The following is a 21,097-nucleotide window of genomic DNA, read 5'->3' on the forward strand; positions in this document are numbered from 1 at the left end:
CTTGAGGAGGCTGACTCAGTTTTTCTTCAACCAGCCAGCAAACAGGCGGGTCACGATGGGCATCCAGAACCAGACCACCAGCGCAACCACGCAGGCATCATTGATGAGGTGCAGCAGCAGGTTTCCTTTAAGCGACGGCAGCAGCAGGCCGGTCACCGCAGGCACCAGGTTGGTGCTGGGGAAAATCACCAGCAGAGTGATTAGAAACTGTTTCCAGCGCCGCGGCTGGCGTACGTTCACCGCCGGCGGGGTAAACCAGAAGGCCGGTTCGGTCCGCACCTCCGTCCGATCGCCTTCCGTCAGCAGTGGGGCAATCTCAGCCACCAGCTGCCGACGGGTTTCCGACTGCGTCCAGGCGTAGAGGTGCTCCAGGGTGTCGAAGCGGATAATCACACTCCACAGATTCTGCCCGGCGGCGGGTCGGATCACATTCGCCCCGAGATGGCCGGGAAATTCTGCCGCAATGGGCATGATTTTACCCAGCCACTCTTCGTAGCGCTGGCTGTGTTGCGGATCGAGCAGATGACTGATAACCAGGGTCACCGATTTTTGCTGCGCCATGACGAGTTCCTTGCTTCAGGGGAATGGCAGGATGCTTCCCGCCATTAGCCATAGATGACCATACACAACATCATTCATGCTGCGTCGAAGCAGCAAATTTGTTCGTCCCCGGTAGCTGACATAAGTCAGTGACCGGGGCGGACAAACGCAGCCAACAAAGAGGCAGCTTGATGAATGAAGTGTATTTACGCTTGGCGCTCCGGCGCGCCATGCACCATGGTATAAGCGTAATCCACGCCCATCCCGTAGGCGCCGCTGTGTTCGCGCACCAGATCCATTACCGCATCGTAGGTCGCTTTGCGCGACCAGTCGCGCTGGTACTCCAACAGCACCTGCTGCCAGGTCACCGGCACGGCGCCCGCCTGCACCATCCGGTCAATGGACCGTTCATGGGCGTCGACAGAGGTGCCGCCGGAGGTGTCGGTCACCACGTAGACCTCGTAGCCCGCCTCCAGCGCCATCAACGCCGGGAAGGTCAGGCAGACTTCGGTCCACAGGGCGGAGATCACCAGCTTTTTACGGCCGGTCGCTTTCACCGCTGCCACAAACGCGTCGTCTTCCCAGGAATTCATGGAGGTACGTTCAATGGGCTTGACGTCAGGGTGCACGGCCAATAATTCCGGCCAGATATAACCGCTGAAGCTTTTGGTCTCTACGGAGGTATAAATCACCGGTACATTAAAAATTTTGCCCGCTTTCGCCAGCGCCACGGTGTTATTTTTCAGGGTCTGGCGATCGATATTCGCCACGCCAAAGGACATTTGCGGCTGATGGTCAATAAAGATAAGTGTGGAATTAGTGGGATCGAGCAGTTCACGAATAGACATTAAATACCTTCTTAATCAATTAGTTAAAAAGATGACGTGATGGTTAATGCGTCGTGTGGATCCTGACTGATAAAGCATGGTGAGTATAGCCAGTTATTTCTAACAAGTTATTAAGGATTTTTTATGGTTTATATTTTTTGCCGCGACCATGATTTATTCACCCCTGTTTTAATCAAATTTTTACGCCAAACTGTTCTGATTTATTCACTGGCTTTGATTATTGCGCTTAGGTACAACAGGGGAAAACAAATTAATGGATAGCTTCACATGCGCGTAAACTTTGATGTATTGATGATCCTTGATGCCCTTGACCGCCACGGATCCTTCGCCACCGCCGCGGAGTCGCTGTATAAAACCCCCGCAGCTCTGAGCTATATGATCCAGAAGCTGGAGAGCGATCTGAATATCGTATTGTTAGATCGCTCTGGCCATCGGGCAAAATTTACTGATACCGGGCGGCTGATGCTGGAGAAAGGGCGACAGCTTTTAAGCGCCGCCAGAGATCTGGAAAAGCAGGCCCAACAGCTGAGCGCGGGCTGGGAGCGAGAGCTGGCGATCGCCCTCGACGCCTCGTTTCCCTTTTCGGTGCTGTTGCCGCTGATCGCCGAGTTTTACGCGCAAAACCCGCAGACGCGACTGAACTTCAGCCATCACACCCTCGCCGGTTCGTGGGAAGAGCTGACCCATCATGGGGCGGATATTATCCTCGGCGCCATCAATGAGCCCCCCACCTCCGCGGAGTGGTCATGGCAAACTCTCGGCACGCTGGATAACCTTTTCGTGGTCGCCCCGGATCACCCATTGGCTCAGGCAAAAGCGCCACTGACTAATAAACAGCTCAGCCAGCATCGGGCCATCGTGATCCGCGACAGCGCTCGCTACTGCCATCCGCTAAACAGCAATCTCCTCGACGAACAGCCGCAAATCGGCGTCGATGATTTCGCCAGTAAAGTCGAACTGCTGTGCGCTGGGCTGGGCTGCGGTTTTCTACCGCGTCATATCGCTCGCCCGTGGCTGGAAAAAGGCAGTCTGGTGGAGAAAAGCGTCGCCTGCTGGCGGGAAAAGGATATTACCTATATGGCCTGGCGCAGCGGGAATGATGGTCTGGCTCAGCGCTGGTGGCGGGAGGCGCTCCTCCGCGGCGACCTGCTGAGCCAGCTCTATCATTAACGGCCGGACCAGACGCTGGCAGAGATGGCCGGGAGGGTCAGCACCCCGTCCAGGAAGGCGCCGGCACCCTCCTGCAGCGTCCACCCAGCCACGTTCAGCAGCGGGGAATCCTCGATAACCACCTCGCAGGCTTCCCCGCGGTTAATCGCCACCAGCACCCGCTGCTGTTTGTAGACGCGGACAAACACCACCACATTATCCTCGGCGTAAATCACCTGACAGCCACCGTAGCGCAGCGCCTGGTGGGCCTTACGCAGTTTCGCCATCCGCTGATAGAGCGCCAGCAGCTGGCTATCCTGCAGCGCCGGGTCCCACGGGAACGGTTTCCGGCAGAACGGATCGTTATTGCCATCCACGCCCACCTCATCGCCGTAGTAGATGCACGGAACCCCCGGCCAGCTGAACAGCCACACCACCGCCAGCGGCAGGCGCGCTACGTCTTTGCCAAGAAGAGATTTAAAACGCGCCGTATCATGGCTGTCGAGCTGGTTGAACATCCGCAGCTGCTGCTGATGCGACAGCCCGGCGCGATAATTATCCATCCACGCCATACAGGTCTGGGCGTCTATTTTCTGCGGATCGTAAGAGATATCGGTATTGGCGAGGAATCCCCAGATCGGGAAGGTGAAGCCGCGATAGTTCATCGCCGCGTCTTCGGCATCCGCCTGCAGCCATTGTCGCGCATCGCCAAAATGTTCGCCAAAGACAAAAGCTTCCGGCTGCGCTTGCTTCGCCGCCTGGGTAATGCCGGCGATATGCTGCAGGTTATTCCGCGCCCCGCCGCCTTCGCCCAGCATATGCACCACGTCCAGACGCCAGCCGTCCATGCTCCATGGCGCCTTCAGCCAGTGGCGTACGATGCTGTCTTCACCGGCATAGATCTCGTTGACCAGGCTGGTCGACCGATAGTCCAGCTTCGGCAGACTGGCATAGCCCAGCCAGTTGTGCGCCTGCCCCTCCTCGGAGAAGGTAAACCAGTCGCGCCACGGCGAATCCGGGGAATGGCCGGCGCCGCCGCTGCTCTGCTGGTGGCGGTCGAACCAGGGATGAGAATCGCCGGTATGGTTGAACACGCCGTCGAGGATCATGCGCATTCCCGCCCGCTGGGTGTTGTGGCGCAGCCGGAGCAGCGCCGCGTCGCCGCCAAACTGCGGATCGACGCGCCGATAATCCTCGGTATCGTATTTATGCACGCTGGGGGCGGCAAAAACCGGGTTCAGATACAGAGCGGTTACGCCGAGCTGCTTCAGATAGGGAAGTTTTTCGCTGATGCCGTCGAGATCGCCGCCGTAGAACGTCGACCCGCCCGCCTCGCCGGTTAACGGTTCGTCCCACCCCTTGCGCACAATCTCCCGTCCCGCCGCATGATGGTAATAGACCGCATCCTGGTCGGCGTCACGCGCGGCGCTGCGGGCAAAGCGATCGGGAAAAATTTGGTAGAAAACCTGGTCGGCTACCCACTGCGGGCCGGCGTCCGGCAGGTCAATGGCGAACTGCTCCAGCCTGGCCGGCGGGAATCGGGTGAAGCCTTGTGGCGTAAACCAGCGCTGATGGTCGGCCCACAGCAGCTTAAAGCTGTAGCGGCGGCGCGGCTGGCCGCTGGCGAGAGAGATTTCGCCGCGCCATGCCACCACGCCTGGCTGCGGCGCCTGGCGGAGCCGCTGCATCGGCAGCGACAGCTCTTCGTTATCCTCTTCCGCGCGCAGCGTGATCCGCTGCGGCAGCGACTCACCGCTTAACCACAGAGTAATAAATAGTCGGTCCTGTTGCACCTTGATAAAGGGTGCAACCGGAAGGTGCCATGCCTTCAACATCGTGAATCCTCATTGTGCAGAATGGGCACACCTTGCCATAGCCATCAGGCGCAGAACTCATCATCACAGGATTTTTTGGGGGAGGATAACGGGGGAGGACGCGGGACCGTAAGCCGCCCCGGTCGCGCGATGCTGACCGGGGCGATGTTGATTACTGCGCCTGCGCCAGACGGCGCTCACGGCGGGTCTTAAAGACCCAGCCGAGCAGCAACAGCGCAATCCACGCTATACCGACGTACAGCGAGATACGGGTGTCCGGATGATAGCCGATCAGGGCGATAATAAAGGCCAGGAACAGCAGGCCGATCACCGTGGTCACCACCCCGCCAGGGACTTTGAACTTCAGCGCCTTGACCTCTTCTGGCGACAGACGGCGGCGGAAGGCAATCTGTGACAGCAGGATCATAATCCACACCCACACCGTGGCAAAGGTGGCCAGGGAGGCGATCACCAGGAAAACGTTCTCCGGCATGATGTAATTAAGGTATACCGCAAACAGCAACGCAATGGTCATCACCATCACTGTCACCCACGGAATACCGCGACGCGAGGTTTTGGCGAACACTTTGGGCGCACTCCCCTGCTCTGCCATGCCGTGCAGCATACGGCCCACCCCGAATACGTCGGAGTTAATCGCCGACAGCGAAGCCGTCAGGACCACGAAGTTAAGAATACTGGCCGCGAAGGTAATGCCCAGATGCTGGAAGGTCAGGACGAAGGGGCTGCCGTCGGTTCCCACCTGATTCCACGGGTAGATGGACATAATGACGAACAGCGTGCCGACGTAGAACACCAGAATACGCATCGGCACCGAGTTGATCGCGCGCGGAATGGATTTCTCCGGGTCTTTCGCCTCACCGGCGGTAATACCGATGATTTCGATGCCGCCGTAGGCGAACATCACCATCTGCAGCGACATCACCATCCCCAGCCAACCGTTGCTGAAGAAGCCGCCATTACTCCACAGGTTATGAATCCCCGTCGGCTGGCCACCGTTGCCGATCCCCCAGATAATGATGCCGAACCCGGCGAGGATCATGATGATAATGGTGGCCACTTTGAAGAACGAGAACCAGAACTCCAGCTCGCCAAACACCTTGACGCTCATCAGGTTGACGGCGCAGATGATCAGCACCACGCTGAGCACCCAGATCCAGTGCGGCACCGTCGGGAACCAGACGCCCATGTAGATACCGAAGGCGGTAACGTCGGCGATGGCGACGATCAGGATTTCAAAGCAGTAGGTCCAGCCGGTGATATAGCCCGCCAGACCGCCGAGGTTTTCCTGGGCATAGCGGGAGAATGAGCTGGCGGCGGGATTATGCACCGACATCTCACCGAGCGCCCGCATAATGATATATGCCGCGACGCCACCGATAATGTAGGCCAACAGCACGCTGGGTCCGGCCATTTTAATGGCGTCGGCTGAGCCGTAAAAAAGCCCGGTGCCGATGGCGGAACCCAGGGCCATAAAGCGGATATGCCGGGTGCTTAGCCCGCGCTTAAGCTTGTTACTACTTTCCATCGTGGTCTTTTCAATGCCGTTTAACACAAAAAATAAAAAACCACGGAACCCGAAGTCCCGTGGTTAAACGCTTGTCCTCAACGCCAGTTAATGCGCGCTGGAAGTCACCTGACGTCCGGCTGCGCGATCCCAGATCACCGCGAGGATTACCATCACGGCAGTGGGCATCAGCCAGGCCAGGCCCTGCTCCGCCAGCGGCAGACGCGCGGTCCAGCCCGGCAGAATCGCGGCAAACGCCGATGACTTAATCCCGTCAATGATACCAAACATCAGGCTGATAAACATGGCCGGTGCGATAACGCGGGACGAATTATGCCACCAACCGCGGGTAAAGCTTAATACAACCAGTGCGATACACGGCGGATAGATAGCGGTCAGCACCGGAATCGACACCTGAATCAGATGGCTCAGGCCAAGGTTGGAGACCGCCATAGAGAACAGGCCGAGGATAAAGACCAGCGTGCGATAGGAGAACGGCAGATACTGGGCAAAGAACTCGGCGCAGGCGCAGGTCAGGCCCACCGCCGTCACCAGGCAAGCGATGAAGATCAGCGCCGCCAGCAGGAAACTGCCCGCCCCGCCGAAGGTATGCTGCACGTAAGCGTGGAGGATCGCGGCGCCGTTGGCGGACTGGTCCACGAGGGTGGCACTGTCAGAGCCCAGACGGAACAGCGCCAGATACAGCAGGGTTAGACCGACGCCCGCCATCAGGCCAGCCCAAACGGTGTAGCGGGTCAACAGTCGTGCTTCGCTGACGCCGCGTGAGCGAGCGGCATTAACAATCACGATGCCAAATACCATCGCACCAAGGGTATCCATGGTCAGGTAGCCGTTGACGAAGCCATTGGAGAAGGGCGCCGTGCGATACGCTTCCAGCGCGTCGCTGATCGGGCCCGCCGGCCAGACGATGGCGGCAACCGACAGCACGATCAGGGCAATAATCTTCAGCGGCGCAAGGAAATTGCCGACTGTATCCAGCAGTTTCCCCGGATAGAGCGAGACCAGGATCACCAGCGCGAAGTAGATAACGCTGTAGATCAGCAGCGGCAGCGGGCCGTCGCCGGTCAGCGGCGCAATGCCGACCTCAAAGGAGACGGTCGCGGTGCGCGGCGTCGCGAACAGCGGTCCCACCGCGAGATAACACACCACCGCCAGCAGGATACCGGCCACTTTACCAATCGGGGTGCTCAGGCTTTCAACACCGCCGCCGACTTTCGCCAGCGCGACCACCGTCAGCACCGGCAGCCCCACCGCAGTGATCAAAAAGCCGATCGCCGCCGTCCAGACGTGCTCGCCCGCCTGTAAGCCCACCATCGGAGGGAAAATAATGTTGCCTGCGCCAACGAACAACGCGAAGGTCATAAAGCCCAACGCTATGATGTCGCGAGATTTTAACTGATGGGTCATAAATTCATTACTGCCTGTGGATGTGGTGTTGTAAAAAATGGAAAAATACCGCGCTCCCCTCTCAGGGACGATACAGCGGCCATTGCCGGTAAACTCAGCGAGATATGCTCCCGAAGCGGCGTGGGAAAGAATTGTTTTTGGTATTACCACGCAAAAACAGTCTGTCATCGACTGCGCAAGCGCAATTTAAACGCTTATAACGTTTTAAAGCAAGGCACGATCGCAAAAGCAGATGATTATGCTGGTTATGACTTTCATACCAGAATCATTTACCATATTGATAGAAAACCCGTGGCTTATCATGCGAACAAAAAAGCAGCGCACGCTCATTAAATAGGCGAGAAAAAACGACTGCCAATGAAAATGACCAGCTGAAGCTGGTCATTGGCAAGATAAACTGACAGCGCGTCGATCAGGCGTCATTTTTGGCAATTAATCGTTCCGGGAGCAGGAAGCTAAAGCGGGTTCCCTTGCCCACTGTGCTGTCGATTTCCAGCCGGCTGTCGTGATGGTTAACCGCGTGTTTGACGATCGCCAGTCCCAGGCCGCTGCCCCCCGTTTGCCGGGAGCGAGCCTTATCCACCCGATAAAAACGCTCGGTCAGACGAGGAATATGCTCCGGCGCAATACCCGGCCCGTTATCCTCGACGCTGAACAGCGCCCCCTGTGGCGTTCGCTGCCAGCTAACGCGAATTTCGGTCCCTGGCGGGGTGTGGTTCACCGCGTTATAGACCAGGTTGGAAATGGCGCTGCGCAACTGCTCTTCATTACCCAGCACCTTGAGCTGCTCGTCAACGGTGAAGATCAGCGTCTGTTTTTCCTGGCTGAGGGTTTGCGCCTCGCGCTCCACCACCCGCAGCATCATCGGCACGTCGATGCGGTCATTCATCGCCAGCGCCGGCGCGGCTTCAATGCGCGACAGCGTCAGCAGCTGCTTCACCAGGCCTTCCATACGCTGAGTTTGCTCCCGCATGGTGTGCAGGGCCTTTTCACGGGTCGCCCCCTCCAGCACCTGCTCCTGCATCATCTCCAGATAGCCCTGCAGCACCGTTAGCGGGGTGCGCAGTTCATGGCTGACGTTGGCGAAAAAGTTCCGCCGCGCCCCTTCCAGCTGATGCATCTGCGTCACGTCGCGCGCCACCATCAGCCACTGCTTGTCGCTGTAGGGCATCACGCGAATTTCCAGATGACGGGCGTTATTTAGCACCAGATTGAGCGGCTTTGAAAAATCGCGTTGCTTCAGATAGTTGGCGAACTCGGGATAGCGCAGAAGGTTAAGAATGTTTTGGCCACTGTCGTCCGGCCAGCGCAGGTTTAGAATCTGCTGCGCCAGGCCATTACACCAGAAAATGGCACCCTCTTCCGTGGTCAAAACGACCGCATCCGGCAGCGATTCCGCCCCGCTGCGAAAGCGTTTAATCAGGCTTCCCAGCTCACGTCGACGCTTTTTATTACGCATCTGCATCTGATGCAGACCATACAGCAGCGGCTCCCAGCTGCCGCGGCCTGGCGGAGGAGTCATGCTCCGGTCCACCCATAGCCACCACGACAGGCGCATCAAATTCCAGAAATGCCAGATCAGCAAACCGGTCACTGCCGCCAGTAAAAACCACGGCAGATGGCCCACAAACGCCCCCAGAATCAGGGCCGGAATACACGCTAAAAAGAGCTCCAGCGCCAGCCTTTTCCATGACAGCCGTTCCAGCACGGGTCACACTCCTGTCAAAATTCAGAAACGGGCGGAGAAACGATACCCCGTGCCGCGAACCGTTTGCACCATACGATCATGGCCACTGTGTTCCAGCGCTTTGCGCAGGCGGCGAATATGGACGTCAACCGTGCGGTCTTCCACATAAACGTTGGTCCCCCAGACGTGGTTCAGCAGCTGTTCGCGGCTGTATACCCGCTCCGGATGGGTCATAAAGAAGTGCAATAATTTAAATTCCGTCGGCCCCATGTCCAGCGGATTGTCGCCGGTCATCACCCGGTGCGATGAAGGATCGAGGCTCAGTCCCTGCATTTCAATCACCTCTTCCACCGCCATCGGCGAAATACGGCGCATCACCGCTTTGATTCGCGCCACCAGCTCTTTCGGAGAGAAAGGCTTGGTAATGTAGTCATCCGCGCCGGTCTCCAGGCCGCGAACGCGATCCTCTTCTTCCCCACGCGCGGTCAGCATTACTACCGGGATATCCCGCGTCATCGCCTCACGCTTGAGCAGTTTAATAAACTGCAGCCCCGAACCACCCGGCAGCATCCAGTCCAGGAGAATCAAATCAGGCCAGGGTTCATTGAGTTGATTCACCGCGCTGTCATAATCTTCCGCTTCGACAGGCTGAAAGCCATTTTGCTCCAGAACAAAGCAGACCATCTCGCGGATTGGAGCTTCATCTTCAACGACCAGAATTCTTCTCGCCATTATTTACCCTGTGTTTTTTAGCCATCAGTATAGAAGTGCGGCGTCATTATGCGTCACTTTTGTGACAGATTTATGAAAAAAATGACCGTCTGATGATCGGGTATTTTGAAGCACGACGCGGACTTACCCCTCACCAACAAATGGTATACTGCCGCCCATGCTTTTTTCGCTAGGGAAGATTTATGCGCCTCCTTCACACCTCCGACTGGCACCTGGGCCAGAATTTTTACAGCAAAAGTCGCGCGGCCGAACACGACGCTTTTCTTACCTGGCTACTGGACCGCGCACAGGAGCATGAAGTCGACGCCATTATCGTGGCTGGCGATATTTTTGATACCGGCTCGCCGCCGAGCTACGCCCGCGAACTGTATAACCGTTTCGTCGTCCAGCTGCAGCAGACCGGCTGTCGCCTGGTGGTGCTGGCGGGCAACCACGACTCGGTGGCGATGCTCAATGAATCCCGCGATATCCTCGCCTTTTTACACACCACCGTGGTGGCGAACGCCGGCTACGCGCCGATTGAGCTGCCGTTGCGCGACGGCACGCCGGGCGCCATCTTCTGTCCGGTGCCGTTTTTACGCCCGCGCGAGCTGGTGACCAGCCAGGCCGGTCACTCTGGTCGGGAAAAACAGCAGCTACTGCTGCACGCCATCAGCGACTATTATCAGGAGCAGTATCAGCAGGCCTGCGCGCTGCGCGGCGATCGGCTGCTGCCCATCATTGCCAGCGGCCATCTGACCACCGTCGGCGCCAGCAAAAGCGATGCCGTCCGCGACATTTACATCGGCACACTGGATGCCTTTCCGGCGCAACACTTCCCCCCTGCCGACTACATTGCGCTGGGCCATATTCACCGGGCGCAGAGGGTCGGCGGCTGCGAGCATATCCGCTACAGCGGCTCGCCGCTGCCGCTGAGCTTCGATGAAACCGGTAAAGCGAAATCGGTGCACCTGGTGAGCTTTAACGACGGGCGCCTCAGCGCCGTGGAAACCCTGGAGGTGCCCGTGACCCAGCCTCTGGCGGTAATCAAAGGCGATCTGGCCGCCATCACCGCCCAGCTGGAGCAGTGGCGCGGCGTCGAGCAGGTCCCGCCGGTGTGGCTGGATATCGAAATCACCACCGAGGACTACCTGCACGATATTCAGCGGCATATTCAGGCGCTGACGGAGGATCTGCCGGTGGAAGTGCTGCTGGTGCGCCGCAGCCGCGAGCAGCGCGAGAAAATACTGCTCAATGCCCAGCGGGAGACGCTCAGTGAACTGAAGGTGGAGGAGGTATTTGAACGCCGGCTGGCGCTGACCGAAATTGACGATATGAAGCGCGCCCGGCTGCATGAGCTGTTCGCCCATACGGTGCATACACTCACCGCGAAGGACGAAAACGTATGAAAATCCTCAGTCTGCGTCTGAAAAACCTCAACTCCCTGAAAGGGGAATGGAAGATAGACTTTACCGCCGAGCCGTTCGCCAGCAATGGCCTGTTCGCCATTACCGGCGCCACCGGGGCCGGGAAAACCACGCTGCTCGATGCCATTTGCCTGGCGCTCTATCATGAGACGCCGCGCCTGAACAAAGTCTCCCAGTCACAAAACGACCTGATGACACGTGATACCGCCGAGTGTCTGGCAGAGGTCGAGTTTGAAGTCAAAGGCATCGCCTACCGCGCTTTCTGGAGCCAGAACCGGGCGCGCAACCAGCCGGATGGCAATCTGCAGGCGCCGCGGGTCGAACTGGCGCGCTGCGCCGACGGCAAAATCCTCGCCGATAAGGTCTCGGACAAGCTGGAACAAACCGCGACGCTAACCGGCCTCGACTATGGCCGCTTCACCCGCTCAATGCTGCTTTCCCAGGGGCAATTTGCCGCCTTCCTGAACGCGAAGCCGAGCGATCGCGCGGAGCTGCTGGAGGAGCTGACCGGCACGGAAATCTACGGCCAGATTTCAGCCATGGTCTACGAACAGCACAAAGCCGCTCGCCATGCGCTGGAGAAGTTCGAAGCCCAGGCGGCGGGCATCGTCCTGTTGACGGAGGCCCAGCAGCAGGCGCTGCAGGAAAGTTTGCAGGTACTTACTGACGAAGAAAAAGCCCTGCTGGTACAGCAGCAGAGCCAGCAGCAGCAGCTCCAGTGGCTGACCCGCCGCGACGAGCTGGCGCAGCAGCAGCAGCAGGCGGTCACCCGGCAGCAACAGGCCCGCCAGGCGCTGGCGGACGCCGCCCCGGCGCTGGCGAAGCTTGAGCTGGCCCAGCCTGCCGCCCAGCTGCGCCCCCTGTGGGAGCGTCAGCAGGAGCAAGCGGCAGGCCTGGCGCAAACCCGGCAGCGGATCAGTGAAGTAAATACTCGCTTACTTGCCAGCACCGCGCTACGCGCGCGCATCCGCCAGGGCGCCCTGAATGCCCAGCAGCAGCGTCAGGCTGAACTGGCCGATCTGGCGCAGTGGCTGGCCGCCCATGAGCGTTTCCGCTTATGGGGTCAGGAGATTGCTGGCTGGCGGGCGCAATTCTCGCAACTGACGCGGGATAAACAACAGCTCACGGCTCAGCGCACCCGCCTGGCCGCGCTGCGCCAGAAGCTGGCCGCACTGCCTGCCAGCTCTCTGTCACTGAGCGCGGATGACGTTGCGGCGGCGATAGAACAGCAAACCCAGTCGCGGCCGCTGCGCCAGCGCCTGATCTCCCTGCATGAACAGCATCAGCTGCTGCACAAGCGTCTGCGCCAGAACGCCGAGAGCGTCCAGCAGGCACAGACGGAGCAGGCAAAACTCAACGCCACCCTGACGCAACGTCGGGAGCAGTATAAAGACAAAAACCAGCACTATCTTGACCTGAAAGCGCTCTGCCAGCGGGAAGAAACGATTAAAGATCTGGAAGGTTACCGCGCCCGGCTCGAGGCGGGTAAGCCCTGTCCGCTGTGCGGCGCCTGTGAACACCCGGCGATTGAACAATACGCCTCGCTGACCCTCACGGATAACCAGCGCCGCCGCGATGCGCTGGAAAAAGAGGTCGCCGCGCTAAAAGAAGAAGGCCTGCTGATCCTCGGACAGGTCAACGCCCTGACGCAGCAGCTCCAGCGTGATACCGAAGCCGCCCAACGGCTCGCAGAGGAAGAGCAAGCGCTTACTAAAGCGTGGCAGGAGAACTGCGCCTCGCTGCAGATCGCGCGGGATATTACGCAAGAGATAAACGACTGGATGCAGGAGCAGGAGCGCTACGAGCAGCAGCTCTATCATCTCAGCCAGCACCTGATGCTGCAGAGTCAGCTCAACGATCAGCAAGCGCTGGAGCGCCAGGCCGAGCAGCAGTTGGCGGCTACGCGCCAGGGACTGGAGAATGCCCTGCAGACGCTGTCGCTCAGCCTGCCGGAAGAAGGCGAAGAAGCCGCCTGGCTGCACGCTCGCGAAAGCGAATTTGCCCAGTGGCAGGCGCAACAGACCCAACATGATGCCATTCAGCAGCAAATCGCTGCTCTGCGGCCGCTGCTGGAGACGCTGCCGGCCAGCGACGAGACAGAGGCTGAAGCCGAGCGGGTTATCCCGGACAACTGGCGCGAAATTCACGAGGAATGCCTGTCGCTGCGCAGCCAGCTTGTCGCGCAGCAGCAGCTGGAGGCCGAAGAAACGGCGCGCGTGAGCCAGTCACAGACGCAATTCGCGACTGCCCTGGCCGCCAGCCGCTTTAGCGATCGGGAGGCGTTCCTCGCTGCGCTGCTGGATGACGAGACCGCCCAGCGGCTGGCGCAACTAAAACAGACGCTGGAGCAGCAGCTCCAGCAGGCGGCAGCGCTCTGCGAGCAGGCGACCCGGCAACAAGAGGCGCACCTGGCGCTGCGTTCGCAAGGGGTGGACGCTGACGTCCCCACCCTGCAAACCCAGCTGCACGCCCTGGCCCAGCGGCTGCGGGATAACACTACCCGCCAGGGTGAGATCCGCCAGCAGCTCAGGCAGGACGCAGAGAGCCGTCAACAGCAGCAGGCGCTGGGGCAGCAGATTGCAGAGGCGGCGCAGCTGGCGGACGACTGGGGCTATCTCAATTCGCTGATCGGCTCCAGCACCGGCGACCGGTTCCGCAAATTCGCCCAGGGTCTCACGCTGGATAATCTGGTCTGGCTGGCAAACCAGCAGCTCAACCGCCTGCACGGCCGCTATCTGCTACAGCGCAAGGCCAGCGAGGCGCTGGAGCTGGAGGTTGTCGATACCTGGCAGGCCGACGCCGTGCGCGACACCCGCACCCTCTCCGGCGGCGAAAGTTTCCTCGTCAGCCTGGCACTGGCTCTGGCGCTGTCAGACCTGGTGAGCCATAAGACGCGGATTGATTCCCTGTTTCTTGATGAAGGCTTCGGCACCCTCGACAGCGAAACGCTGGACACGGCGCTGGACGCCCTGGATGCCCTCAACGCCAGCGGGAAGATTATCGGGGTGATCAGTCACGTGGAGGCGATGAAAGACCGCATTCCGGTGCAGATCAAAGTGAAGAAGATAAATGGCCTGGGCTATAGCCGGCTGGACAGAGCGTTTGCGGTGGAGTGAGGTCCGAGTTATTGCGATGTCCCCTCACCCTAACCCTCTCCCGGAGGGAGAGGGAACTGTCCGGCGCCGGTCTGCCGTTTCGCACGCTATTGCGATTCCCCTCTCCCAGCAAGAGACAAGGGGTTCCCGGCCACTGCCTCAACCACCCACACCGCGCCGCTTTTCTCCCTCTCCCTCAGGGAGAGGGCCGGGGTGAGGGGTTCCCGGCCACTGCATCAACCACCCACACCGCGCCGCTTTTCTCCCTCTTCCTGAGGGAGAAGGCCGGGGTGAGGGGTTCCCGGCCACTGCATCAACCACCGGCACCGCGCCGCTTTTCTCCCTCTCCCTCAGGGAGAGGGCCGGGGTGAGGGGGAGCGGTTCAGGTCCCCTGGAGCGGCCACAGCCATGCCGCGCCGCGTACCCCGCTGGAGTCGCCGTGCATCGCTTTGCGGATCGGCGTTTCACACTCGCCGCCGAAGACCCACTGCTTCACCAGGTCCGGCACCGTCTGATACAGCCGCTCGACGTTGCTCATCCCGCCACCCAGCACGATAACGTCCGGGTCGAGGATATTCACCACGTGGGCCAGCGATTTCGCCAGCCGCTGTTCATAGCGGCTCAGCGCCAGTTCAGCCTTTTCGTCACCTTCTCCCACCAGGCGCATAATCTCGCTGCCGGTTAACCCTTTGCCGCTCAGTCGCTGATAGTCGGTGGCGAAACCGGTGCCGGAGATAAAGGTTTCAATGCACCCCTGTTTGCCGCAGTAGCAAGGGACCTCCGCACGGTAGCGCAGCTCATCGTCGTCCATCCACGGCAGCGGGTTATGCCCCCACTCGCCGGCGTTACCGTTGCCGCCGATATGCGCCCGCCCGTTGAGCGCCACCCCGGCGCCGCAGCCGGTGCCGATAATCACCGCGAACACCGTTTGCGCCCCCGCCGCCGCGCCGTCCACCGCTTCCGACACCGCCAGACAGTTGGCATCGTTAGCCAGCCGGACTTCACGATCGAGACGCAGGCTGAGATCCTTATCAAAGGGCTGGCCGTTGAGCCAGGTCGAGTTGGCGTTTTTCACCACGCCGGTATAAGGCGAAATTGCGCCAGGAATGCCCATCCCCACGGTACCCTGCTGTCCGGTCGCCTGTTCGGCCATCGCCACCAGGGTAGCAATAGTCTCAATAGTTTGCCGGTAGTCTTCCCGCGGCGTGGGTAACCGGTGGCGAAACAGCTGCTCTCCCTGGTCGCTCAGGGCTATCACTTCGGTTTTTGTTCCACCTAAATCAATACCAATACGCACGCTCAGCTCCTCAGCCCGATTAACAATGCAAGCATAGCGACAATTCGCTATCATGCCCGCCTGATTTAACGACAAAGCCGTGGAAATTATCATGCTGTGGTTCAAAAATTTAATGGTTTACCGTCTCAGCCGCGATATCGAATTGCGCGCCGAGGAGATGGAAAAACAGCTGGCCGAGCTGACATTTACCCCTTGTGGCAGCCAGGATATGGCGAAAACCGGTTGGGTGTCGCCGATGGGATCGCACAGCGACGCGCTGACGCATACGGCAAACGGCCAGATCATTATCTGCGCACGTAAAGAAGAGAAGATCCTGCCGTCGCCGGTGATTAAGCAGGCGCTGGAAGCCAAGATCCAAAAGCTGGAAGCCGATCAGGGCCGCAAGCTGAAGAAGACCGAGAAAGATTCCCTGAAAGATGAAGTGCTGCACTCGCTACTGCCGCGCGCCTTCAGCCGCTTCAGCCAGACAATGATGTGGATCGACACCGTCAACGGCCTGATCATGGTCGACTGCGCTAGCGCGAAGAAAGCGGAAGATACCCTGGCCCTGCTGCGTAAAACCCTCGGCTCGCTGCCGGTAGTGCCGCTGACCCTGGAGAATCCGATTGAGCTGACGCTGACCGAATGGGTCCGCTCCGGCACCGTAGCGCAGGGCTTCCAGCTGCTGGATGAAGCCGAGCTGAAAGCGATGCTGGAAGATGGCGGCGTGATCCGCGCCAAGAAGCAGGATCTGGTCAGCGACGAAATCGCCGTGCACATTGAGGCCGGAAAGGTCGTTACCAAGCTGGCGCTGGACTGGCAGCAGCGTATTCAGTTTGTGATCTGCGATGACGCGTCGATTAAGCGCCTCAAGTTCTGCGATGAACTGCGCGATCAAAACGAAGATATTGATCGGGAGGATTTCGCCCAGCGCTTTGACGCTGACTTTATCTTAATGACCGGCGAGCTGGCTGCCCTGATTCAAAGCCTGGTGGAAGGGCTCGGCGGCGAAGCGCAGCGCTAAGCGCCGCTTTCCTTCCTGCCGGGCAGGAAGGAAAAAACAACCCGGCGGCAGACGCCGGGCGTCACACTGGCTTACAGATAGCGGCACAGATAAGAGGTTGGCTCAGCCACCTGCAGATGAAATTCGCTGTTGCCTGGCACATTGAAAACTTCGCCGGCAGCGTAAACTTTCCACTCAGTCTCACCCGGCAGCAGGACATTCAGCGCCCCGCTGACCACCGTCATCTCTTCCGGCTGCGCCGTACCAAAGGTATATTCCCCTTCCGCCATCACGCCAACGCTGGCGCGACCGGTACTGCTGCTGGTGAAGCCAATGGATTTCACTTTTCCGTCAAAGTATTCATTGCTTTGAAGCATAAACAAGCCCTTCTGATCGTCGTTTAAAGGCTCAATATAGGGGGCGCTCCTTGCCCCTGTCACGTGAAATTAACACATTAGACTAATAGTTCTGCCGCCAGTCGGGAAACCAGCACATTCGACAGCAAAACCGGGACATCAAGGGCTTTTTGTAACACATCGCGGTGATGCTGATAGTAACCGAGACAGTCGAGGACCAGCACATCGGCGCCCTGCTCCAGCAGCGCTTTGCCGGCGGTTAATAACTCACTGTCGCTGCCGGTAAACGGATTGGCCAGCGCGTAGTACGGCGACTTCTCCAGTGTATGCCACTTTTGTCGCTGCATGGGCATAATCTCTTCCACCGGCACAATCACCCCCACCTGGTGCCCATCGACGATCGATGCCACCAGCGGCGGGATGATCCGCTGCGGCTCGAGGAGGATCGCATGGTGGGTAGTAAAGCTGGCCAGCTGTTCGGAACTGAGCAGCAGGATCACGTCATAATGCTGTCGATCCAGCATCGCGATCACGCTGCGGACATCCCGTTCAATTTTCTGTCGCGACACCATCACCAACTGGTTATCACTGAGCAAGGTCAGCAGGCCTTTCTCGCCGTCACCGATGGCGTACTCGGCCATCACCTCGTCAGGCGTCATCTCACCCAGCAGGCTGATGTGGGCGATCTGTTCTTCCCTGATATGTTCGGTCAGGAGCGGCAATACTCCCGCCAGCGGCACAACGCCGATGGTCAAAATTGCCATCGTTGCACTACTCATATCATGTACCTTTTCACTACCACTGCTTCAACACAGGCTTACCACACACAGCATTCGCCCCCCTGGTGAGTAAAAATCAACCGTCGAGAAGCGTAGCAGCTGTACGCCGCGGTTGAATGTAAAGATTGCCGGGCGACAGCGACGTGCCAGAAAAATCCGTGTGTTAGATATTCATTAGTACGACTGATAAATAAAAAATGTGAGATACGCCCGATATTGCCAGCATGGCGGGCAATTCGGGCTCAGGGGGTTACGATTTGTCAGGATCTTCATAGCGCCGCTTGGCATCCACGGCTTCCTGCTCGGTAGGATGTTCGCTGATTAGCGAATCGGGCTCAGGGTAATCCGCGCGGAGTTGATACCAGGTTACCGTCTGACCCTGTGGGCCTTTCTCTACCGCGACAACGCGGGCTTCTCTCGGATAAGGGGGCCTGTTTGGCATAGTTCTTCCTTCTTCTGGCGTCAGAACTAATAAGTATAGGTTCCCCTCACCGCCTTAATGTAAGGAAATTCTTAACTTACCGGGGTTGCCGTCGCGCCGCACAACATGGTCATAATCTGTTCCACCACCCGATCAGGGGAAGCCGTGGCATCGACAATATGGTGGGCAGCATCACGGTATAACGCTTCGCGCTGCGCCAGTACCTCACCCACTTCCTCACGCACCGGCTTACCGGTGAGCGTCGGACGCTGTTCGGCTTTCGGGTAGGCCTCCAGACGGTCAATCAGCGCCGACACCGAGGCCTGCAGATAGATAACCACGCCGTTCTCCCGCATAAACTGGCGGTTACATTCCGCGAGGATGATGCCCCCGCCGGTGGCGATCACCGTATCCGGCAGGGTCACGGCCTTCAGCGACAGGGTCTCCAGTTCGCGAAAACGCGTCCACCCCTCCGCCTGCACAATCTCCGCAACCGTGCGTTGTTCATGGGCCTGCAGCCGATGATCGGTATCGGAGAACTGAAAATGCCGTGCTCGCGCCAGCGCATGGCCGACGGTGGTTTTACCGCAGCCGCGTGGCCCGATGAGAAAGATTGGCTGTGTCATGACCGAAGACCCCCTGGTTCCGTCTGTCGCAAAATAATGAAAACGAAAGAACGTATTATCGCTGTCTGTTCCGCAACGCATACGTAAAGAAAACGTTACACAACTTCTTTACACCCCATTACCACATTGAGACAAGGGGTTCTTGATGTAAACTTATCATTGCAATTAGTGTTTAACCAGCTTTACTTTCCGCTGGGCGTTATTTTTTATCCACTACTGGCGTAAACGGTAACACATTTATGCATAGCTTTACGAAGCAACATATTTACAACATCATGTTTCAGACGCACCCTGATGCCTATTCGACAGTGTGACAGAGGAATGTAACATGCAATCTGAAGAACAACGCCTTATTGATGGACTGTTTTCCCGGCTGAAAGAGGCTGAGGCACACAGCGCATCGCGCGATGCCAGCGCCGAGGAGCGGATTGCCCAACACGTGAGCGCGCAGCCGGCGGCCCCCTACTATATGGCGCAAACCATCCTTATCCAGGAAGCCGCGATTAAACAGCTCAACGATCGCATCCAGGCGCTGGAGAGCCAGGTCAACCAGCTGCAGGCGGCGAAACCCAGCAGCGGCGGCTTCCTCTCCGGTCTGTTTGGCGGTGGCGGCTCGTCACGCGGTTCTGACCCCATCCCAGGCGCAGAGCAATACGGTCGCCCGCAGGCCAGCGCCCAGCCGCAGTATGCCCCGCAACAACAGCAGCAGAACTATGCCCCGCAGGCTGCCGCACGCGGCGGCGGCTTTATGGCGGGTGCGCTGCAAACGGCCGCTGGCGTGGCAGGCGGCGTGGTGCTGGGCAATATGCTGACCAATATGTTCAGCGGCTCGCACCCGCAAGAGATTGTTAACATCATCGAAGAGAAACCGCAGCCGGAGGCGGACACCGTGCAGGACGCCACCGCGGGTGACGATCCGTTCCGCCAGGGAGACGATCAGTTCCTTGCCGACAATACCTGGAACGACGACTTCGACGCCGGCTTTGGCGACGATGATATTGGCAGCGATGACGATAGCTGGGTTTAACCCTGCTGACGCTTAACCGCCAGCAACCACTTCTCCAGCTCGGCGGCAAACTGTTGCCGATCGCGCTGCGATAAACTATCCGGGCCGCCGGTTTGAACGCCGCTGGCCCGTAATGTCTCCATAAAATCCCGCATCGTCAGCCGTTCGCGGATCGTCGCCTCGCTGTATCGTTCTCCGCGCGGATTTAGCGCCGCCCCGCCCTTCGCCAGCACCTCCGCCGCCAGCGGGATATCGGCGGTGATCACTAAATCTCCTGCCGCGCACTGACGCACGATTTCGTTATCCGCCACGTCAAAACCCTGCTCAACCCGCAGGGTACGGATGAAGCGCGACGGCGGTACACGCAGCGGCTGGTTCGCCACCAGCGTCAGTGGAGTCTGGGTCCGCTCTGCCGCGCGGAACAAAATTTCTTTAATCACGTTCGGACACGCGTCCGCATCCACCCAAATGGCCATGCCAGCTCCTGTTACCTGCAATAAGTGACGTCAATGTTACCTGCTTTTCTCCCCCAGGAAAGCGCCAGGATGGTAAGCTAATCAGATCGTAACGAAAAAAGCAGAGGGGAATGGTGATGGATAAGAAAATTGGCTTTATCGGCTGCGGCAATATGGGTAAGGCCATTCTGGGTGGGCTGATCGCCAGCGGTCAGGTACAGCCGGGACAAATCTGGGTCTACACCCCGTCGCCGGACAAGGTTGCAGCTCTGCGCGACCAGTATGGCATCAACGCCGCCGGCAGCGCCCAGGAAGTGGCGCAGATTGCCGATATCGTCTTCGGCGCGGTTAAACCGGGGATCATGACCAAAGTGCTGGGCGATATCGCCTCCAGCCTGAATAAAGAGTCTCTGGTGGTCTCTATCGCCGCCGGCGTTACGCTGGAGCAGCTGGCGCGCGCCCTTGGCCACGATCGCAAAATCATTCGCGCAATGCCGAATACGCCGTCGCTGGTTAACGCCGGCATGACCTCTGTCACGCCTAACGCGCTGGTGAGCAGCGAAGATGTGGCCGAAGTGCTGACTATTTTCCGTTGCTTTGGCCAGGCGGAGCAAATTGCCGAGCCGATGATCCATCCGGTAGTGGGGGTAAGCGGTTCGGCGCCGGCCTATGTCTTTATGTTTATCGAAGCGATGGCCGATGCCGCCGTCCTCGGCGGCATGCCGCGCGCTCAGGCCTATAAATTCGCCGCCCAGGCGGTGATGGGCTCAGCTAAAATGGTGCTGGAGAGCGGCGAACATCCGGGGGCGCTGAAAGATATGGTCTGCTCGCCTGGCGGGACCACCATCGAAGCCGTGCGCGTGCTGGAAGAGAAAGGGTTCCGCTCGGCGGTGATCGAAGCCATCACCCAGTGTATGGAAAAATCAGAGAAACTGAGCCGCTCCTGAAGCT

20 protein-coding genes are annotated in these 21,097 nt (G+C 58.9%); 7 read left to right on the top strand and 13 right to left on the bottom strand.

Annotated features, from left to right (window positions below):
* Positions 1 to 15: 15 nt before the first annotated feature.
* Positions 16 to 561 (bottom strand): antibiotic biosynthesis monooxygenase, encoded by a 546-nt coding sequence (locus tag LGL98_RS19620; RefSeq protein ID WP_136033532.1) that lies wholly within the window; start codon positions 559 to 561, stop codon positions 16 to 18.
* 185 nt (positions 562 to 746) lie between these two features.
* Complete coding sequence (locus LGL98_RS19625; RefSeq protein ID WP_136033534.1) at positions 747 to 1,388, bottom strand: hydrolase; 642 nt, start codon at positions 1,386 to 1,388, stop codon at positions 747 to 749.
* Between the two features lie 267 nt (positions 1,389 to 1,655).
* On the opposite strand from LGL98_RS19625, the gene LGL98_RS19630 reads away from it, so the two are divergent.
* Entirely contained in the window at positions 1,656 to 2,558 is a 903-nt protein-coding gene (locus LGL98_RS19630; RefSeq protein WP_136033535.1) for a LysR substrate-binding domain-containing protein, read from the top strand.
* Here LGL98_RS19630 and malZ read toward each other — a convergent pair.
* The 3 genes from malZ to brnQ form a co-directional block, all read right to left on the bottom strand.
* Positions 2,555 to 4,372, bottom strand: a complete 1,818-nt coding sequence (malZ, locus tag LGL98_RS19635) for a maltodextrin glucosidase (RefSeq protein ID WP_136033537.1) — start codon at positions 4,370 to 4,372, stop codon at positions 2,555 to 2,557. The two genes, LGL98_RS19630 and malZ, sit on opposite strands and share 4 nt — an antisense overlap.
* Positions 4,373 to 4,523: 151 nt before the next feature.
* Complete coding sequence (gene proY / locus LGL98_RS19640; RefSeq protein ID WP_136033540.1) at positions 4,524 to 5,897, bottom strand: proline-specific permease ProY; 1,374 nt, start codon at positions 5,895 to 5,897, stop codon at positions 4,524 to 4,526.
* Positions 5,898 to 5,984: 87 nt separating this feature from the next.
* Positions 5,985 to 7,304 carry a branched-chain amino acid transporter carrier protein BrnQ gene (gene brnQ, locus LGL98_RS19645; RefSeq protein WP_136033542.1) on the bottom strand — a complete coding sequence of 440 codons (1,320 nt, stop codon included), beginning with the start codon at positions 7,302 to 7,304 and terminating at the stop codon, positions 5,985 to 5,987.
* On the opposite strand from brnQ, the gene LGL98_RS19650 reads away from it, so the two are divergent.
* Positions 7,296 to 7,637 (top strand): hypothetical protein, encoded by a 342-nt coding sequence (locus LGL98_RS19650; RefSeq protein ID WP_168435372.1) that lies wholly within the window; start codon positions 7,296 to 7,298, stop codon positions 7,635 to 7,637. The genes brnQ and LGL98_RS19650 overlap by 9 nt on opposite strands.
* A gap of 79 nt (positions 7,638 to 7,716) precedes the next feature.
* Here the strand turns inward: LGL98_RS19650 and phoR are convergent, their stop codons facing one another.
* On the bottom strand, positions 7,717 to 9,012 hold the full coding sequence (gene phoR / locus LGL98_RS19655; protein ID WP_002890344.1) for a phosphate regulon sensor histidine kinase PhoR: 1,296 nt from the start codon (positions 9,010 to 9,012) through the stop codon (positions 7,717 to 7,719).
* 21 nt (positions 9,013 to 9,033) lie between these two features.
* The gene (gene phoB / locus LGL98_RS19660; RefSeq protein WP_136033544.1) at positions 9,034 to 9,723 is read right to left on the bottom strand and encodes a phosphate response regulator transcription factor PhoB; all 690 of its coding nucleotides are present in this window, start codon (positions 9,721 to 9,723) and stop codon (positions 9,034 to 9,036) included.
* 182 nt (positions 9,724 to 9,905) lie between these two features.
* Between phoB and sbcD the strand changes: the two genes are divergently transcribed.
* Entirely contained in the window at positions 9,906 to 11,111 is a 1,206-nt protein-coding gene (gene sbcD, locus LGL98_RS19665) for an exonuclease subunit SbcD (protein ID WP_136033546.1), read from the top strand.
* A complete protein-coding gene (gene sbcC / locus LGL98_RS19670) occupies positions 11,108 to 14,245 on the top strand; it encodes an exonuclease subunit SbcC (protein WP_136033548.1) in 3,138 nt (1,045 codons plus the stop codon). The genes sbcD and sbcC overlap by 4 nt, the downstream gene beginning before the upstream one ends.
* Before the next feature lie 361 nt (positions 14,246 to 14,606).
* On the opposite strand, the gene mak is transcribed toward sbcC, so the two are convergent.
* Positions 14,607 to 15,521, bottom strand: a complete 915-nt coding sequence (gene mak / locus LGL98_RS19675; protein ID WP_136033550.1) for a fructokinase — start codon at positions 15,519 to 15,521, stop codon at positions 14,607 to 14,609.
* 91 nt (positions 15,522 to 15,612) lie between these two features.
* Between mak and rdgC the strand changes: the two genes are divergently transcribed.
* On the top strand, positions 15,613 to 16,524 hold the full coding sequence (gene rdgC / locus LGL98_RS19680; RefSeq protein WP_002890285.1) for a recombination-associated protein RdgC: 912 nt from the start codon (positions 15,613 to 15,615) through the stop codon (positions 16,522 to 16,524).
* 71 nt (positions 16,525 to 16,595) lie between these two features.
* Here the strand turns inward: rdgC and ppnP are convergent, their stop codons facing one another.
* The 4 genes from ppnP to aroL all read right to left on the bottom strand — a co-directional run bounded on the left by ppnP (position 16,596) and on the right by aroL (position 18,685).
* Positions 16,596 to 16,880 (bottom strand): pyrimidine/purine nucleoside phosphorylase, encoded by a 285-nt coding sequence (gene ppnP / locus LGL98_RS19685; RefSeq protein ID WP_002890284.1) that lies wholly within the window; start codon positions 16,878 to 16,880, stop codon positions 16,596 to 16,598.
* A gap of 77 nt (positions 16,881 to 16,957) precedes the next feature.
* Entirely contained in the window at positions 16,958 to 17,638 is a 681-nt protein-coding gene (locus LGL98_RS19690; protein ID WP_136033552.1) for an AroM family protein, read from the bottom strand.
* A gap of 250 nt (positions 17,639 to 17,888) precedes the next feature.
* The gene (locus tag LGL98_RS19695) at positions 17,889 to 18,080 is read right to left on the bottom strand and encodes a YaiA family protein (RefSeq protein WP_002890278.1); all 192 of its coding nucleotides are present in this window, start codon (positions 18,078 to 18,080) and stop codon (positions 17,889 to 17,891) included.
* A gap of 71 nt (positions 18,081 to 18,151) precedes the next feature.
* Positions 18,152 to 18,685 carry a shikimate kinase AroL gene (gene aroL, locus LGL98_RS19700; RefSeq protein ID WP_025710613.1) on the bottom strand — a complete coding sequence of 178 codons (534 nt, stop codon included), beginning with the start codon at positions 18,683 to 18,685 and terminating at the stop codon, positions 18,152 to 18,154.
* A 328-nt stretch (positions 18,686 to 19,013) separates the two neighbouring features.
* Between aroL and LGL98_RS19705 the strand changes: the two genes are divergently transcribed.
* Positions 19,014 to 19,712 carry a DUF2076 domain-containing protein gene (locus LGL98_RS19705; RefSeq protein WP_136033554.1) on the top strand — a complete coding sequence of 233 codons (699 nt, stop codon included), beginning with the start codon at positions 19,014 to 19,016 and terminating at the stop codon, positions 19,710 to 19,712.
* Here LGL98_RS19705 and LGL98_RS19710 read toward each other — a convergent pair.
* Complete coding sequence (locus LGL98_RS19710) at positions 19,709 to 20,167, bottom strand: YaiI/YqxD family protein (protein ID WP_004204870.1); 459 nt, start codon at positions 20,165 to 20,167, stop codon at positions 19,709 to 19,711. The two genes, LGL98_RS19705 and LGL98_RS19710, sit on opposite strands and share 4 nt — an antisense overlap.
* Positions 20,168 to 20,283: 116 nt before the next feature.
* Between LGL98_RS19710 and proC the strand changes: the two genes are divergently transcribed.
* Complete coding sequence (proC, locus tag LGL98_RS19715; protein WP_023341086.1) at positions 20,284 to 21,093, top strand: pyrroline-5-carboxylate reductase; 810 nt, start codon at positions 20,284 to 20,286, stop codon at positions 21,091 to 21,093.
* Positions 21,094 to 21,097: the final 4 nt, after the last annotated feature.

The sequence above is a fragment of the Klebsiella africana genome, assembly GCF_020526085.1.
GTDB classification, from domain to species: domain Bacteria; phylum Pseudomonadota; class Gammaproteobacteria; order Enterobacterales; family Enterobacteriaceae; genus Klebsiella; species Klebsiella africana.